The sequence below is a fragment of the Halorubrum rubrum genome (genome assembly GCF_024494685.1).
Classification (GTDB): Archaea; Halobacteriota; Halobacteria; order Halobacteriales; family Haloferacaceae; genus Halorubrum; species Halorubrum rubrum.
This window is the reverse complement of record NZ_JANHDM010000010.1, coordinates 101,822-117,442: the sequence shown is the minus strand read 5'-3', so window position 1 is coordinate 117,442 and position 15,621 is coordinate 101,822. Positions and strand designations below refer to the sequence as shown.

Annotated in this window: 19 protein-coding genes; 10 read left to right on the top strand and 9 right to left on the bottom strand. The window is 70.5% G+C overall.

Going from position 1 to position 15,621, the window contains the following annotated elements:
- Window positions 1-85: 85 nt before the first annotated feature.
- On the bottom strand, window positions 86-712 hold the full coding sequence (locus NO889_RS12010) for an MBL fold metallo-hydrolase (protein ID WP_256412485.1): 627 nt from the start codon (window positions 710-712) through the stop codon (window positions 86-88).
- A gap of 130 nt (window positions 713-842) precedes the next feature.
- Here NO889_RS12010 and NO889_RS12005 point away from each other — a divergent pair, with 130 nt between their 5' ends.
- On the top strand, window positions 843-1,025 hold the full coding sequence (locus NO889_RS12005) for a DUF5786 family protein (protein WP_066411739.1): 183 nt from the start codon (window positions 843-845) through the stop codon (window positions 1,023-1,025).
- 25 nt (window positions 1,026-1,050) lie between these two features.
- Window positions 1,051-1,638, top strand: a complete 588-nt coding sequence (locus NO889_RS12000) for an endonuclease dU (RefSeq protein WP_256412484.1) — start codon at window positions 1,051-1,053, stop codon at window positions 1,636-1,638.
- Here the strand turns inward: NO889_RS12000 and NO889_RS11995 are convergent.
- Complete coding sequence (locus tag NO889_RS11995; RefSeq protein ID WP_256412483.1) at window positions 1,627-3,234, bottom strand: molybdopterin-dependent oxidoreductase; 1,608 nt, start codon at window positions 3,232-3,234, stop codon at window positions 1,627-1,629. The genes NO889_RS12000 and NO889_RS11995 overlap by 12 nt on opposite strands.
- 182 nt (window positions 3,235-3,416) lie before the next feature.
- Between NO889_RS11995 and NO889_RS11990 the strand changes: the two genes are divergently transcribed.
- From NO889_RS11990 to hisH, 6 genes are all read left to right on the top strand, one after another.
- Entirely contained in the window at window positions 3,417-5,024 is a 1,608-nt protein-coding gene (locus tag NO889_RS11990) for a glycerate kinase type-2 family protein (RefSeq protein WP_256412482.1), read from the top strand.
- A gap of 79 nt (window positions 5,025-5,103) precedes the next feature.
- The gene (locus NO889_RS11985) at window positions 5,104-5,751 is read left to right on the top strand and encodes a uracil-DNA glycosylase (protein WP_256412481.1); all 648 of its coding nucleotides are present in this window, start codon (window positions 5,104-5,106) and stop codon (window positions 5,749-5,751) included.
- A 223-nt stretch (window positions 5,752-5,974) separates the two neighbouring features.
- Window positions 5,975-7,039 carry a PhnD/SsuA/transferrin family substrate-binding protein gene (locus NO889_RS11980; protein WP_256412480.1) on the top strand — a complete coding sequence of 355 codons (1,065 nt, stop codon included), beginning with the start codon at window positions 5,975-5,977 and terminating at the stop codon, window positions 7,037-7,039.
- A gap of 24 nt (window positions 7,040-7,063) precedes the next feature.
- A complete protein-coding gene (locus NO889_RS11975) occupies window positions 7,064-7,894 on the top strand; it encodes a phosphonate ABC transporter ATP-binding protein (RefSeq protein WP_256412479.1) in 831 nt (276 codons plus the stop codon).
- Window positions 7,891-8,859, top strand: coding sequence for a phosphonate ABC transporter, permease protein PhnE (gene phnE, locus NO889_RS11970; protein WP_256412478.1), 969 nt, complete (start codon window positions 7,891-7,893; stop codon window positions 8,857-8,859). Before NO889_RS11975 ends, phnE begins: the two co-directional genes overlap by 4 nt.
- 100 nt (window positions 8,860-8,959) lie before the next feature.
- A complete protein-coding gene (gene hisH / locus NO889_RS11965; protein WP_256412477.1) occupies window positions 8,960-9,673 on the top strand; it encodes an imidazole glycerol phosphate synthase subunit HisH in 714 nt (237 codons plus the stop codon).
- Window positions 9,674-10,170: 497 nt separating this feature from the next.
- Here hisH and hisE read toward each other — a convergent pair whose 3' ends face one another.
- The 6 genes from hisE to NO889_RS11935 all read right to left on the bottom strand — a co-directional run bounded on the left by hisE (window position 10,171) and on the right by NO889_RS11935 (window position 13,365).
- Window positions 10,171-10,512 carry a phosphoribosyl-ATP diphosphatase gene (hisE, locus tag NO889_RS11960; RefSeq protein ID WP_321169286.1) on the bottom strand — a complete coding sequence of 114 codons (342 nt, stop codon included), beginning with the start codon at window positions 10,510-10,512 and terminating at the stop codon, window positions 10,171-10,173.
- Window positions 10,509-11,102 carry a pyridoxal 5'-phosphate synthase glutaminase subunit PdxT gene (gene pdxT / locus NO889_RS11955; protein ID WP_256412476.1) on the bottom strand — a complete coding sequence of 198 codons (594 nt, stop codon included), beginning with the start codon at window positions 11,100-11,102 and terminating at the stop codon, window positions 10,509-10,511. Before pdxT ends, hisE begins: the two co-directional genes overlap by 4 nt.
- Window positions 11,103-11,184: 82 nt before the next feature.
- The gene (locus NO889_RS11950; RefSeq protein ID WP_256412475.1) at window positions 11,185-11,850 is read right to left on the bottom strand and encodes a cytochrome c biogenesis protein CcdA; all 666 of its coding nucleotides are present in this window, start codon (window positions 11,848-11,850) and stop codon (window positions 11,185-11,187) included.
- 36 nt (window positions 11,851-11,886) lie between these two features.
- Entirely contained in the window at window positions 11,887-12,429 is a 543-nt protein-coding gene (locus tag NO889_RS11945; RefSeq protein ID WP_256412474.1) for a TlpA family protein disulfide reductase, read from the bottom strand.
- Window position 12,430: 1 nt separating this feature from the next.
- Window positions 12,431-13,114: an SCO family protein gene (locus NO889_RS11940; RefSeq protein ID WP_256412473.1), complete on the bottom strand. Its 684-nt coding sequence runs from the start codon at window positions 13,112-13,114 to the stop codon at window positions 12,431-12,433.
- Between the two features lie 86 nt (window positions 13,115-13,200).
- Window positions 13,201-13,365 carry a preprotein translocase subunit Sec61beta gene (locus NO889_RS11935; RefSeq protein ID WP_256412472.1) on the bottom strand — a complete coding sequence of 55 codons (165 nt, stop codon included), beginning with the start codon at window positions 13,363-13,365 and terminating at the stop codon, window positions 13,201-13,203.
- Between the two features lie 179 nt (window positions 13,366-13,544).
- Between NO889_RS11935 and trxA the strand changes: the two genes are divergently transcribed.
- The gene (gene trxA / locus NO889_RS11930) at window positions 13,545-13,814 is read left to right on the top strand and encodes a thioredoxin (RefSeq protein WP_256412471.1); all 270 of its coding nucleotides are present in this window, start codon (window positions 13,545-13,547) and stop codon (window positions 13,812-13,814) included.
- A gap of 77 nt (window positions 13,815-13,891) precedes the next feature.
- On the top strand, window positions 13,892-14,041 hold the full coding sequence (locus NO889_RS11925) for a 50S ribosomal protein L40e (protein ID WP_066412216.1): 150 nt from the start codon (window positions 13,892-13,894) through the stop codon (window positions 14,039-14,041).
- Between the two features lie 97 nt (window positions 14,042-14,138).
- Here NO889_RS11925 and NO889_RS11920 read toward each other — a convergent pair whose 3' ends face one another.
- Window positions 14,139-15,545, bottom strand: a complete 1,407-nt coding sequence (locus NO889_RS11920; protein ID WP_256412470.1) for an MATE family efflux transporter — start codon at window positions 15,543-15,545, stop codon at window positions 14,139-14,141.
- Window positions 15,546-15,621: the final 76 nt, after the last annotated feature.

The following is a 15,621-nucleotide window of genomic DNA, read 5'->3' as shown; positions in this document are numbered from 1 at the left end:
CCGGTTCGGCCGTGTGACACTTAAGAACGCATGTCGCCGGGGAACCGCACGGCGCGACGAAGGGTGCCGGGAAGAGCCCGCCGGTTCACTCCTCGGGATACTTCGGCTCCCGGCGCTCGGCCCGCTCGGTCGCGCGCTCGATCACCTCTCGGACGGTGTCGTCCCCTTCGCTGGCCCGGTAGACGTCGCCGTGGCCGGGGTACATCGCCTCGACCGTGTCGGGGAGGCGCTCGAGGAGGTCGTGGAGGCTCTCGATCAGGCGCTCCCGCGACTGCCCCGCCATGTCGGTCCGGCCGAAGGAGCCGTCGTCGAACGCGCCGTCGTTGTAGACGACGACGTCGCCGGTGTAGACGCGTTCCTCGCCCACGAGCGAGACGTGGTCGTCGGCGTGGCCGGGCGTCTCCACGACCGTACACGGTTCGCTGCCGACGAGCACCTCGTCGCCGTCGCGGATCGCCACGTCCCGGCGCGGGTGGTCGGCGGCCGCCAGCAGCCGGGGCTCGAACCGGTCGAGGACCGCGTCGAGCTCGCCGACGTGGTCGTGGTGTTGGTGGGTGAGGACGACCCGGTCCAAGTCATCGACGTGCTCGGCGACGACGTCAGCGACCCCCGGCATCGTTCCGGCATCGACGAGGGTGGTCGCCTCGCCGGGAACCAGGTACGCGTTACACGTGAACGCCTCGGCGTCGGCGGTGACGGTGATCGGCTCCATGTACGCACTAGCCGTCCCGCCGGACAAAAACGTGTGTGACGGCGGCGCGGTCGCGAGCCGCCGACGAAACCACCGAACTACTGATCTGCCACGGGATTTATACGCTACGGTCCACTACTTTCGGGTACACATGGGCTTCGGAAGCTACGACGAATCCGAACAGGAGAACCAGGACCTGGATGCGGACTTCGACGACGACGACGGCGTCCGAGCGGCCCAGGAAACCCACGACGGATCCGTCGAGTACGAGCCCGGCGCGTCGAACGACGAACTGCTCGACCGGCTTCAGGAGATCAAATCCGAGGGGACGTGACGTATCGTGAGGGGACCCCGAACTCGTGAGTGAGCCGCCGAGCCGAACGCTCGGCATCGCCTTCTCCGACGGGGACCGCGTGAGCCGGGTCGCCGGCGCGGTCCTCAGAGCCGACGGCACCTTCGACGGGTTGGCCTACGGCGCGTGTACCGTCGGCGGCACCGACGCCACCGACGCGGTCGTCGACCTCGCTGTCGACCTCGACCGAGCGGACGTTCGCCACGTCTGCGTCGCCGGGATCGCGCCCGCGTGGTTCAACCTCCTCGACCTGCGCCGGATCCGCGAGGAGCTCGACCGCCCCGTCGCCGCGGTGAGCTACGAGGCGAGCCCCGGCCTCGAACCCGCGCTCCGCGAGGCGTTCGACGGCGACGACCTCGCCGAGCGACTGGCCGTCTACCGGTCGCTACCGCCCCGGCGGCGGGTCGCGCTCGGGGAGTCGAACCCGGCGGGCCCGCTCTTCGTTCGCGCGGTCGGCCTCGCGGACGACCGCGCCGCCGCGATCGTTCGGTCGCTCGTCCGCGACGGGTTCCGCCGTCCCGAGCCGCTCCGGGTCGCGTCGATCGCGGCGAGCGCCCACCGGGAGGCGGTTCCCGACGCCCCGTTACCCCCCTGAGTTCGGCGCGACCTCGAGGGTCTCCCGGTGCCACCCGGTCGACCCGCCCGGCCGCGGTCCCGTCCGCTCCTCGGTCTGGACCGTCCCGTCGCGTCGGACCGCGCGGACGACGACGTCGAACGCGGTCCGGTCGGGCGCGTCGAACGCGTACCGCCAGCGCCGCCACGCGTGCGGGGCGACCTGCGGCTCCAGCTCCCCCTCGTTCCACGTCTCCCCGCCGTCGACGCTGACCTCGACGCCCGCCAGCTCCTCGAGGCCGGTCTCCAGCCCGCCGAAGGCGACCCCGCCGACGACGACCCGGTCGCCCTCGCGGACGCCGGCCCGCACGTACGACATCGTGTTGGCGACCGCCTCCTCGTCCCAGCCGCGCTCCTCCCAGTACGCCTCGTGGTCGACGCCGGAGACCTCGATCCGCTCGATCCACTTCGTCATCTTCATGCCGTACCGGCCGGGGACGAGCAGTCTGGCCGGGAACCCGTGTTCGGTCTCCAGGGTCCGATCGCCCATCCCGTAGACGATCAGGACGTCGTCGCGCTCGACGATCTCCATCGGGATCGCCTCGCTGTAGCCGTCGGTGGCGTGCGTGACCACGTCGACCGCGCCCTCCGCCGGTCCCGCGGCCGCGACGAGGTCGGACAGCTGGACTCCGGTCCAGTGGGCCGTGCCGATCAGGTCGCCGCCGACCTCGTTGGAGATACACACCATCGTCGTCGTCTGCTCGAGACGCTCCTCGTGGCCCACCAGGTCGTCGTACGCGAGCGAGTACGGCTCCGCGACCGCGCCGTCGACGTCCAGGCTCCACGCCTCGGGGTCGACCACCGGCGGGTTCACGTTGACGTCGACGACGTAGTGGTCCGCCGGCGGGGTGACCGCGGGCGGCATCCCGCCGAAGTCGAAGTCGGGGTCCCCGCTCGGCGGCGAGACCGACCGCTCGAGCGGCTCGCCGACCCGCTCGCTCTCCTCCGGACCCCCGAGGCGACCGAACAGGAACCGGAGCCCGGCGAGCGGGAGGCTCCCCGCGACCGCGAGGCCGCCGACGCGCCGGAGGAACCCTCGGCGACCCCGCAGCCGGTCGGTGCCCGGAAGCCGGCGGGCGACGAGCGCGGGCGGCGCGACGGCGACGGCCACGCCGACGACGAGCGCGAGGGAGGGCCCCGCGCCGACGGCGAGAAACAGCGGGAGGGTCGCGGCGACGACGACCGCCGCGACCGCGGTGCCCGTCCGCGACCGGAGCGTCTCCCCGATCGAGTGGCTTCCCGTCCGCTCGATCGCGGATGGAACGAGAACCCCGCAGGCCGCGGCCGCGACGACGACGCCGACGACCACGGCGGCCACGAGCGTCGGCGTCGCGTAGAACCCGAGGAGATCGATCGCGAGCGTCGAGAGCCAGCCGGGCGAGATCGCGATGATCGCCTCCGCGACGGGTTCGACCCCGAACCCGCCGACGAGCGGCGCGGCCGCGAACAGCCCGGCGACCCACGCCGCGCCGACGACGCCCCCGCCGAGCGCCCGGCGGACGGCCGTCTCGCGGCCGATCTCCTCGCGGGCGGCCGCCCCACCGTCGACCCCCTCGCCATCCGACGCGTCGGATCCCATGACGAGCATCACCCGACGTCGTCGGTTCGGGACGAGCCGGGATCGGTTCGGGACGAGTCGGCGGCCGTCGCTCCGGGGCGCGCGTATCGCGTGAGTTGCATCTACTCCCTGTTGGGCTGTTCACACATAACGTATCGGGTCGAGGGGCCGGCTATTTGTCCCCCGCGGCCCACCGCCCCGCCATGAGCGGCATCACCTTCCGCGACCGCGAGCGGATCGTCGACACCCCCGAACACGGCGTCGCACTCGACTGTCTCGCCGCGGGGATCGAGGCGGCGCTCCCGGCGAACGTCGTCGCCGAGGCGGTCGCGGTCTCGGAGGGAACCCTCCGGATCGAGGCGGTCGACGGGGAGACGGGCGAGTACGACCTCGGCGCGTACGAGACGGTTCGGATCGTCGGGGCCGGGAAGGCGGCCGACGGGACGGCGGCGGCGGTCGCCGACCGGCTGGTCGGCCCCCTCGGCGACCGGTTCGCCGGCGGATCGGTGATCACCGACGAGCCGGAAGGATCGGAGGCGTCGGGGAGATCGAGGAAGTCGGAGGGGCCGGACGGACCGGGAGCGGACCGTCCGTTCGCGGTCCTCGCCGGCGACCACCCGCTCCCGACCGAGCGCGGCGTCGAGAACGCCCGGCGGGTCGTCGACGCCGCGGCGGCCGCCGGCCCGGACGACCTCGTGATCGCGGTCGTCACGGGCGGCGCGAGCGCGCTCCTCGCCGCCCCGGCCGACCCGATCGGCGTCGACGACTTACGCGTGGTCACCGACGCCCTGCTCGCCTGCGGCGCGTCGATCGACGAGATCAACGCGGTCAGGAAACACTGCTCGGCGGTCAAGGGCGGGCTGCTCGCCCGGACGGCGGCACCCGCGACGGTCGTCACGCTCGCCGTGAGCGACGTGGTCGGCGACGACCTCGCCGTGATCGGCAGCGGCCCGACCGTCCCGGACCCGTCGACCTACGCCGACGCGCTCTCGACGGTCGAGCGGTACGGGCTCGACCTCCCCGTCGCCGTCCGAGAGCACCTCCACGCGGGGGCCGCCGGGGAGCGTCCCGAGACGCCGGGGCCCGACGACCCCGCGTTCGAGCGCGCCCGGACGTTCGTTATCGGCAACGCGCGGACCGCGCTCGACGCCGCCGCGACCGCCGCCGTCGACCGAGGGTACGAGGGGGTCGTCGTCGCCGACGACGTCGCGGGCGAGGCGCGCGACGCGGGCCGGGAGCACGTCGCGCTCGCCGAGACGTGCGCCGCGGACGGGGTGCCGGTCTCCCCGCCCGCGGCGTTGCTCACGGGCGGCGAGACGACCGTGACGCTCTCCGGCGGCGCGACCGACGACGGGGGATCCGGCGACGATGACGGCAACGACGCCGACCCCGGATCCGGCGGGCCGAACGCCGAGTTCGTCGCGAGCGCGGGGATCGAACTCGATCGCGAGGGCGTCGTCGTCGCGAGCGTCGACACCGACGGGATCGACGGGGCGAGCGACGCCGCGGGCGGGATCGTCGACGCGACGACGCTCAATTCCTCGACCGCGCGGGACGCGCTCGACCGCCACGACGTGGCCCCGATCCTGGCCGAGGCCGACGCCCTTCTTCGGACCGGCCCGACGGGAACGAACGTGAACGACCTCCGGGCTGTCGTCGTCACGGAGGACGGGGAGAGAGCGAAGGCAGCGGAGATGGTGGAGGGCACGGAGATGGTGGAGAGCACGGAGATGGTGGAGAGCACGGAGATGGTGGACGGCGCAAAGAGAGCGGGGAGTGCGGAGATGGACGGCGCGGAGAGAGCGGAGTGATCGCGGGCTCGACCGGTCGTCACCGGCGGTGCTCCGTCGATCGTCCGGACTTATGTCTCCGGCCCCCGCAGTCGGTGACATGAGCGAGGACGGAGCGGATGACGGCGCGGTCGGGAACGGCGCGCTCGATTCCGACCTGCGCGTGGGAACCTGTCGGCGGTGTCCGGCGCTGGTCGAGTCGCGGAGCCGGATCGTCGAGGGCGTCGGGCCGACGGACGCCGACCTGCTGTTCGTCGGCGAAGGTCCCGGAGCCACCGAGGACGAGGAGGGCGAGCCGTTCGTGGGCCGGTCGGGCGACGTGCTCGACGAGGCGCTTCGGGACGCGGGGTTCGCACGCGCCGACGTTCGAATCACGAACTGCGTGCGGTGTCGTCCCCCCGATAACCGCGACCCGACGATCGAGGAGCTGGCCAACTGCCACGGCCACCTCGAGGCGGAGATCGCCGGGCTCGACCCGAAACTGATCGTCACCCTGGGGAAGGTCCCGAGCGAGCACCTCCTCGGTCGCTCGGTGCGGATCACCGCCGAGGCCGGCGACGTGGTCGACGCCCGGATCGGCGGGGAGTCCCGGCGCGTGTTGCTCTCGGTCCACCCGGCGGCGACGCTGTACGACCGGAGCCAGCGCGAGGGCTTTCTCGAGACGATCGCCCGCTCGGGCGAGCTGAGCGGAGTCGCCGCGGGCGGGAACGGCGGCTCCGGCGGTCAGTCGCGCCTCGGCGAGTTCTGAGACGGATCTCGGTCGAGACGGTTCGGGCGATCCGGACGGTCCGGACAGTTCGAAGGATTCGAAAGCCCGGACAGTTCGAACGGTGCCGACGGTCCGTTCACTCCGAAACGTCCGCTCGATCCGTTCGATCTCCGAACCTCCCTGGCGTGAGTACCGTTTTCAGGGAATCGCTCCCTAGTGAACATAGAAAACGATTAGTCCCGTCGTCCGGATGCGTAGGTGTATGTCCGACAACAGGTGGTCGGCGAATCGGCGGACGTTTGTCAAAACGGCAGGGGCGACCGGCGTCGTCGGCCTCGCCGGGTGTACCGGCGGCGGCGGCTCCGGCGACGACGGCTCCGGCGACGACGGCTCCGGCGACGACGGTTCCGAGGGGGGAACGGCGGGCGACACCGACTCCACGCCCACGGCGCAGTTCATCCTGAACCCGGCGGAGGCGGACGTCGAGATCGAACGGCAGTACCAGCCGATGTTCGAGTACCTCGAGTCCGAGGTCGACGTCGAGATCGAACCGGACCGCGCGGAGAGCTACACCGCGACCCTCCAGGCGATGCGCAACGACCAGGGCGAGATCGCCGACATCTCGCCGTCGGCGGTCATCGCGGGCGAGGACATCCTGGACATCGTCGGCCTCCGGATCGCCTACGGTGCGGCCCAGTACTTCTCGACGGTCACGACGACGCCCGACAGCGGCATCGAGTCGCTGACCGACATCGAGGGCGAACTGATCTACATGGGCGACATCCTCTCGGTGTCGGGGACGCTCGTCCCGCTCACGGTCCTCCAGGACGCGGGCCTCGACATCGGGAGCGCGCCGGACGGCGACGCGGAGGACTTCGACGCGGAGTACTCCGACCACACGACCGCCCGCGAGCAGATGGTCCAGCGGGACGACGTGATGGCGGCGACGACCGGCGCGTTCTCCTCCGCGCCGTACGTCCCGCAGGAACAGTTCGAGGAGATGTCTCAGGACTTCGTCGACATCTCGTCGGAGTACGAGGGGGCCGGCGACCAGATCGAGGAGTCCGGAACCGAACTCCAGCTGCTCGCCGTCTCCGACCCCATCCCGCGCGCTCCGCTCGTGACGCGATCCAACTGGGAGAACTCCGTCAAAGGCGAGATCGAGGAGGCGATCCTGAACGTCTCCGAGGACGACCTCAGCCACGGCGAGGACTACGACGGCGAGCCGCTCTGGTTCACCGGCGTCCAGGAGGGTTCCCTGGAGGACTACGAGATGATCGCGAACGTGCTCGACGAGCTCGGACTCGAGTTCGAGGACCTCGCGTAACGGTTCCCCGTCACTACACTTCTCATGAGTCGCATCACAGTCGACGGACTCACGAAGCGGTTCGGCGAGACGGTCGCGCTCGACGACGTCTCCTTCGAGATCCCGCAGGGCGAGTTCGCCATCGTGCTCGGCGTCTCCGGATCGGGAAAATCCACCCTGCTGCGGTGTATGAACGCCCTCGAAACGCCGACCGAGGGCGAGATACGGATCGACGAGACGCCGGTCACGAGTCCCCGCGACGACGTCGCGATGATCTTCCAACAGCACAACATCATCGACCAGATGAGCGCGTACTCCAACGCGCTCACCGGGTCGCTCAACAGGAACACGTTCCTCGACTCGCTTCTCCAGCGGCAGGGCGAGGCGGACAAGCTGCAGGCGCTCGACGCCCTCGAGACGGTCGGACTGCTCGATCAGGCCCAACAGAGCGCACAGCGCATGTCCGGCGGCCAACAACAGCGCGTCGGGATCGCCCGGGCGCTGGTTCAGGACCCGACGATCCTGCTCGCGGACGAGCCGGTCGCGAGCCTCGATCCGGGCTCCTCACAGCAGGTGATGGGATACCTCCGGACCGCCGCTCGCGAGCGCGACCTCTCGGCGGTCATCAGCCTCCACCAGGTGAACCTCGCGCGGAAGTTCGGCGAGCGGTTCATCGGCCTGCGCGAGGGCGAGAAGGTGTTCGACGGCTACCGCGACGAGTTCGACATGGACGTGATAGACCGGATCTACGGCGACATCGACACGGAGGGCATGTTCGCGCCCGAGGGCGAGGCGGCCGACGGTCCCGATCCGTCGACGGGCGGGTCCGACGACGCGTCGACCACACGAGCCACCGACGGGGGGACGGGCCAGTGAGCTACAGCGACCGCGTCCGCGACCGTTACGAGGAGATCGTCCTCGCGCGGCGGGTCCGCGCACTCGTCCTGATCGCCGGGGTCATCGCTCTCGCCGGCGTCTTCTACTACGCGCTGATCTCCGTCGGCTTCTTCGAGGCGAACATCCCGGACTACCTCCCGAACTTCCTCAACGCCTTACGCGACTTCTTCCCGTTCCTCGCGCCCTCGTTCCCCTTCATCGACCCGAGCGGGTTCCTCGCGTACTGGGCGTTCATCCAGGAGCGGAACCTGATCTGGGGCGGCCTCGGCGGCGACGTTCCGCTGCTCGGCGAGGCGGGGATCACGCTCGCGATGGGGTTCGCCGGCACCGTGATGGGGTTCCCGCTCGCGCTGCTGTTCGGGATCTTAGGCTCCGGTCGCGTCACCCCCTTCCCGTTCAACTTCATCTTCCGCGGGATCATGTCCTCCATCCGCGCCATCCCGGCGCTCGTGTGGGGGCTCATCTACATCCCGCTCGGCGGGATCGGGCCGGTCACCGCGACCCTCGCGATCGCCACCGACACGATCGGGAACCTCGGTCGGCTGTTCACGGACGAGCTCGAGGAGATCGAGGACGGCCCGATCGAGGCGATGGAGACGACCGGCGCGAACAAGCCGCAGACGATCACCTTCGGCATGCTCTCGCAGGTGACCACGCCGTTCATCGCGTGGACGCTGTACATCTTCGAGATCAACGTCCGGATCGCCGTCTCGCTCGGTATCATCGGCGGCGGCGGGCTCGGGAACGTGCTCTCCGTCCAGCAGGGCCTGTTCGCGTTCACCAACATGATGGCGACGATCCTCGTCATCCTCGTGTTGATCATCTCCGTGGAGATCTTCTCTCAACGGATCCGCTCCGCGCTCCGCGACGGCGACGAGGCCCAGGGGATCGTGGCGTTGCTTCTCGGCTTCCCGCAGCGGATGGCCGAGGCGGCGCTGAAGTGACCGGGCGGCTCCCGGCGATTCGGGTTCGGTCCTCGCGCTGACGGCCGAAGGCGGCTGCCCCAAGGGAAACCGACTTTTCCGTGCCGCTCCGAGGGGAGGTATGAGCACCTTCGAACCGCCCGCGGAGACGCTGGCGGACGTCGTCCTCGTCGACTACGGCCTCGGGAACCTGCGCTCGGCCACCCGCGGACTGGAGCGCGCGGGCGCGTCGGTCGAGATCACCGACGATCCCGAGGCGTTCGCCGCCGCCGACGGCGTCGTCCTCCCCGGCGTCGGCGCGTTCCGCGAGGGAATGGAGAACGCCGGCCCGCTGCGGGAGGCGCTGACCGACCACGCCGCGGCCGGCCGGCCGCTCTTCGGGATCTGCCTCGGGATGCAGATGCTCCTCACCTCGAGCGAGGAGGCCGACCACGAGGGCGAAGGCGAGGTGACCGGCCTCGATCTGGTCCCCGGAACCAACGTCCGGTTCGACGTCGACCGCAAGGTGCCGCACATGGGCTGGAACGAGCTGTCGGTCGAGCGCGACCACCCGATCGTCACGGGCGTGAACAGGGCGGGGTCGGAGACCCCGCAGGCAGACGGACCCACGGGCTGGTCCGTCGACGGCGAGTACGCCTACTTCGTTCACTCCTACTACGCCGAGCCCGACGATCCGGACGCCGTCGTCGCGACCGCCGACTACGGCGTCGACTTCCCGGCGGTCGTCGCCAACGAGGCGGGCAACGTCTTCGGCACGCAGTTCCACCCCGAAAAGAGCGGGGAGACGGGGCTCCGGATCCTGCGGAACTTCGTGGAGTACTGCGCCGAGCGGTAGTCAGACGACCCCCTCGGCTACAGTCCCGAGGGCGTCATGGAACGGTTCACGACGTGTCGTTTTCCTCCGTCTCTATCCGAATCACCTAGCAGAACGGCCGTGCTTATAAAACGGATGTTTCGTGAGAGAACAAGGTGATGAGAACGGTGTCGTTGCTGGTGCGGAGAACGTCTCCAAAGCCCCAGTCGTGAGAACTCGCGCGGCTTGCTGCGGTCCTCAGTCGTTCGCTCCGCTCACTCCTTTCGGTCCTTGCTGCGCCGTGCTTCGTCCTCACGACTGCCCCTTTGAGTCCCACCCGACCGCTACCGCCCCGCACCTCACGCCTCCCCAACCTCGTTGCTCGCGCGTTCGCGCTCGCAACTCCCTCGCGTTCCGGTCGCGGGCCTCCGGCCCGCTCCCGGGCGCGCCACCACACCGCGAATCTCCCGCTTCTTCACCTGTACTAAGCGAACCGGTTCTGGTGGTGAGGCTCCTTCGATGACTCCCTGCCCGACGTGCTAGAACCGGTCGCGAAGCTCTCCACGGAGGTCCTCGAGGTCGAGGTCCTTCATCGAGAGCAACACCAATAGGTGGTAGACTAAGTCGGCGCTCTCGTAGGTGAGCTCATCGAGATCGTCGTCTTTCGCCGCCAGGATCGCCTCCGTCGACTCCTCGCCGATCTTCTCCAACACCGCGTTCTCGCCCTTCTCGTGGGTGAAAAGCGAGGCGGTGTAGGAGCCGTCGGGAAGCTCTCGCTTGCGCGATTCGATCGTCGCGAACAGCTCGTCGAGGACCGCGTCGTCGGCGGTGGCTCCGTCGGGAGCGTCCGCGCCCTCGGGTTCCGCCCCGTCGTCGCTCACGCCTCCACCTCGCTGTCGGGGAAGAAGGCGAGATCGTGGATCCGGGAGTCCGCGGTGAGTTCGGGGTGGAAGGAGGTGGCGAGTACGGGACCGTCGCGTACCGCGACCGGCCGGCCGTCGACCGTCGCGAGCGTCTCGACGCCCTCGCCGACCTCGTCGATGGCGGGCGCGCGGATGAAGACCGCGTGAAACGGCTCCGAGAGCCCCTCGACGGGGACCTTCGCCTCGAAGGAGTCCTTCTGTCTGCCGAACGCGTTGCGGTCGACGGAGACGTCGACGAGCCCGAGCGCGTCGACCCGGTCGTCCTTCGCGTCCCGCGAGCACACGATGAGCCCGGCGCAGGTCGCGAGCACGGGCTTGTCGGCCGCGACGTGTTCGCGGATCTCCGCCGCGATCCCCTCGCGGTGGATCAGCCGCGAGATGGTCGTCGACTCCCCGCCCGGCATCAGGAGGACGTCGCAGTCGGGAACGATCCCCGAATCCCGGACCTCGACGACCTCGGCGGACTCGCCGTGTGCGGTCGCGGCGCGGCGGACCGCCTCCGCGTGTTCGGCCACGTCGCCCTGGACGGCGATGACGCCAGCTTTCATACCACCGCTCGGCGGGGCACGTCCAAAAAGGGCGCGCTACGGCGATCCGTGCGACGACCCGATCAGTACGGGAGAGACCCGATCAGTAGACGACGAGCGCGAGGTAGAGCTGGCCGACGCCCGCGAGCACCATCACCGCGCCGGCGACGCGCTTCAGCGTCCCCGAGTGCGCCATGATCCGGCCGGCGTTCGTGAGCAGCCCCATCCCGGTCGCCACGGTGGTCGCGACCATCAGCGCGGCGACGACGCCCGCGTAGGTGCCGAGGAGCACCAGCGCGGCCTCGGTCGGGAGCGCGATCGCGCGGGCGACCACGGCGAGGAAGATCGGCGCGACACAGCCCGCACCCGCCAGCGCGTACCCCGCGCCGAAGACCCCGAACCCGAAGACGCTCGCGCGGCGCTTGGGGAGCGGGACCGATATCGACGGCGTCCGCCCGGCGACGACGAGCAGCCCGAAGACGACGAGCAGCCCGCCGACGAGCGACTCGAAGACGGTGATGTTCGAGAGCGTCGAGTGCCCGATTCGGACGGTCGCGCCCGCGAGGACGGCGAAGGTCGCCAACACGCCGACCCCGGCCGCGATCCCGCGGGTTCCCGCGCCTGCGATGGAGACCTCCTCCCCGTCGGTCTGGTTCACGTAGAATCCGACGTAGCCGGGGAGAAGCGGGTACGCGCACGGCGAGAAGAACGTCGCCACGCCGGAGGCGACCGCGAAGGAGAGGTCGGTCGCGAGTGCCGTCCCGGTCATCGGAGGAGGTTCCGGGTCATCGACCGTAGCCTCGCGTCATCGGTCGAGCACGCTCTCGATCCGCTCGACGAGCGTGTCGGCGGTGTGGACGCCGGAGTCGGACCAGCGGATCCGGCCGGTCGAATCGAGGACGACCGCGGTCGGATAGCCGCCGACATCCAGCTTGGCCGCGAGCTCGGCGGATCGATCCGCCGCGGCAAGCCAGTCGCCGCCGGTCTCTTCCCACATCTCGACGACTCGAGACTCCGAGACTAAGCCGCCGATGTCCTCGGTCGTCACCGAGACGAACAGCACGCTGTCGCCGGTCCGATCGTTCGCTTCGGCGAGCGCCGGCATCTGGTCCCAACAGGGGTCACAGTACGTCCCGAAGAAGTCGATGAATGTCGGTCGGTCGGGGGCGGGGATCGTCACCTCTCCGTCTCGGCTGCCGGGGGCCTCGATCGTGTCGAGCGTTATCGGCTCCACGGGCTCCGCGGACGACCCGCCGAGCGCGGCCGGGACGTTCCCCGTCGCGACGACGCCGCCCGCGCCCAACACGCCGGCGCTCGCGATCCCGGCGAGGAGGTGGCGGCGCTCCATCCTACGCGTTCACCACCCGTTCGAAGTCGTCGACGAGCCGTTCGATGTCCGTCTGCGGCCCTCGCGGGTACGCCCGCTCGACGATCCCCTCCTTGTTCGCGAGGAGGATGAGCCCGTAGTGGGGGAACTGGTACTCCAGGTTCTCGTAGTCGTCCGCGTCGGCCTTCTCGATCACGAGCCCGAAGTGCTCGTCCAACAGCTCCTGACCACGCTCGTAGCTCTCCGGGCGGAGGAAGTGCCAGTTGCCGGCGTCGAGGTCGACGCCCTGCTGGTCGGCGTACTCGCGGAGGACGTCGGCGGTGTCGCGCTCGGGGTCGAACGTGAGCGCGAGGAACGCCGCCTCGTCGTCGTACCCCTCCTCGGTGGCGACCGCCTGTGCGCGCCGGAGCCGGAGGATGAGCGCGGGACAGACACCGTCCGGGCAGTTGGTGTAAAAGGAGGTCCACAGGACGGCCCGCTCGCCCTCCAGGTCTTCGGTCGACACCGTCTCGCCGGTGATCGGGTCCGGGACGGAGACGTGCGGCATCTCGTCGCCGTAACTCGGGTGAGAGGCCTCGCTCAGGTCCTGCTCCGGTGGATCGAGTACCGTCCCTTCGGCTCCGGAACTCCCCAAGACGCCGAGACAGCCGGCGCTCCCGGCGACGGCGGGAACGGCGAGCGACCGCAGATAGTGGCGACGGTCCATACCGGAATCCGGGGCCTCGCGAATAAGTCGGTTTCGTCCGGTCCCGACGACTGACGGAGGGTGACTGAGGGGAGGTGGGAGCGTCCTTACGCGACCGTCAGCGAGAGGACCTGGACGGAGACGCCGAAGAGGATACAGAACGCGAGGACGGTCTTGGGGTTGAGCGCGATGGCGTTTCGGTCCTGCGAGTCGAAGTACCGGACGAGCCCCGCGCTGGACATCAGTCCGCCGGAGTTGCTGCCGCTGCTCATGTTCGACCGTTCTCCGTCCGCAGGCCTAAGCGTTTCGTCTCGGGGCTCGACCGCCGGGAACGCTCGTCCGGAACGCGGCCGTTCGGGCGGACTCCGACCGCCGCCCGTCATCGGTCACCCCACCTCCCCGCCGCGTGAGAAACCCTTATCGGCGAGCCGACGCTACGTGTCGGCGAACCATGACCGTTCGAGTGCTGGATTTCTACGCCGACTGGTGCGGCCCGTGTAAGACGCAGGACCCGATACTGGAGGAGGTCCAGGAGGAACTCGGCGACGCCTTCGAGCTACAGAAGGTCGACGTCGACCAGGAGCAGGACGTCGCCAACCAGTACCAGGTCCGGTCGCTGCCCACGCTGATCGTCGAGAACGACGACGGCGTCGTCGACCGGTTCGTCGGGGTCACCCAGAAGGAGGACATCACGGCCGCGATATCGAAAGCCGGCGCGTAGTCGGCACATAGGAACGACGGATCCCCGCACCGACGCGTCTCGCAACCTTTTACAGCGCCCGCGTGCTCACGGAGAGTATGGCCAGCTTCGACGCTGCGGAACGCCGCAACCTCGACCGACAGATCTGTATGCGCTGTAACGCCCGCAACGCGCCCGACGCCGGGCGCTGCCGCAAGTGCGGCTACACCAAGCTCCGCCCGAAGGCGAAGGAACGCCGCGCGGCCTGAGCCGGTCCGACTCGGGTCGACCCGTTCCGACCGGGACGGCTCCCGCCGTCCGGCCCACCGCCCGTTCTCCCGACGCCCACCGCGCCGAGCCGCCGTTCTAGTCGCCGTCACCCGCGACCGCGTCCCCGCCGCTGCCGCGTTCCGCCATCATCGTCGCGGCTCGCGTCGCCCACTCCGCGTGTCGGAAGCCGACGGCGACGACGAGCGCCATCCAACAGTACGCGAGGAACACCCCGGCGTACGCGCCGGGCGGGCCGACCCCCGCGGTTCGGCTCAACACCCAGGAGGCACCGAGGAACAGCCCGAACATCCCCGTGAGCCGCGCCGCGAGGGGGATCCGGGTCTCGCTCGCGCCCTGGAGCGCGCCCGACAGCGACGTGAAACAGGCGAGTGCGCCGCCCGCGAGGCCGTACACCCGCGCGAAGTCGACCGCGTACTCGACGGTCGCCGGGTCGGACGTGAAGAGCCGGACGACGCGCGGCGCGAGCGCGACGAGCCCGAGCCCGACGCCCCCGACCGAGAGGAGCCCGAGCGCCGCGACGGCCCACCCGTCGAACCGGGCGTCGTCCGGCTCGCCCGCGCCGAGCGCCTGCCCGACCAACACCGAGGCCGCGACGTTGTACCCGCGCGAGAGCGGGCCGGTGACCTGCTGGTAGACCCGGCGGCCGATCTGGAAGCCGGCGTTGACCGCCTCGCCGAAGCCGAGGAGCAGGGCGTTGAAGGGGAACTCCGCGGCCTCGGAGCTGAACCCCTCGGCCACCCGCGGCGCGCTCACGCGGAGCAGCTGTCCCGCGATCGTCGGATTCCGCGGTCGAACGAACTCGGCGTCGGTCCACGACCCCCGGATCGCCGCACAGAGCAGGACCGCCGTGAGGACGTTCGCGGCCCCGGTCGCGAGCCCGACGCCGACGATCTCCAGACGGGGAAGCCCGAGCAGACCGAGCCCGAGGAGGACCGACCCGACGACGTTGAGGGAGTTCGCGAGGACGTTCACGTACATCGGCGTTCTGGTGTCGCCGGTACCCTGAAGCGCCCGCGCGGCCACGAGCGAGACGTGTCTCGCCGGGGCCGTCGCGAAGACGATGGCGAGGTACGCCGAGCCGAGCGAGACGACCTCCGGCGGGGTCTCCCGGCCGATCAGCCGGCCGAACACGTCGATCGCGGCCTCGCCGAGGAACAGCCCGAAGAGGACGAACGGGACCCCCGCGAGCGCGCCGAGCAGGATCGCCTGCGTGATCGCCTCGTCGCGGGTCGCCGTCTCGCCCGCGCCGGTGTCCTGTGAGGAGAGCGCGATCGCGCCGCCGCCGAGCCCGAGCCCGATCCGGAGCGGGAACCGCGCGTACAGGTCAGCGAGCCCGATCGCGACCACCGCGGCCGGCGAGAAGAGCGCGCTGACGACGACGTCCGTCGTCCGCATCGCGGTCCGGAACGTCTGTTCGGCCATCACCGGCCACGCGAGCGCGAACACGCGCTTCCAGACGCGCCGGACGCGCGGGAGGTCCATGCGTCACCGTGGAGGGACTCCGTCGGGTTCTAGCTATCGGAGGCGGTGAACGGGTCGGAAGCCGGCCGGCGGCTGG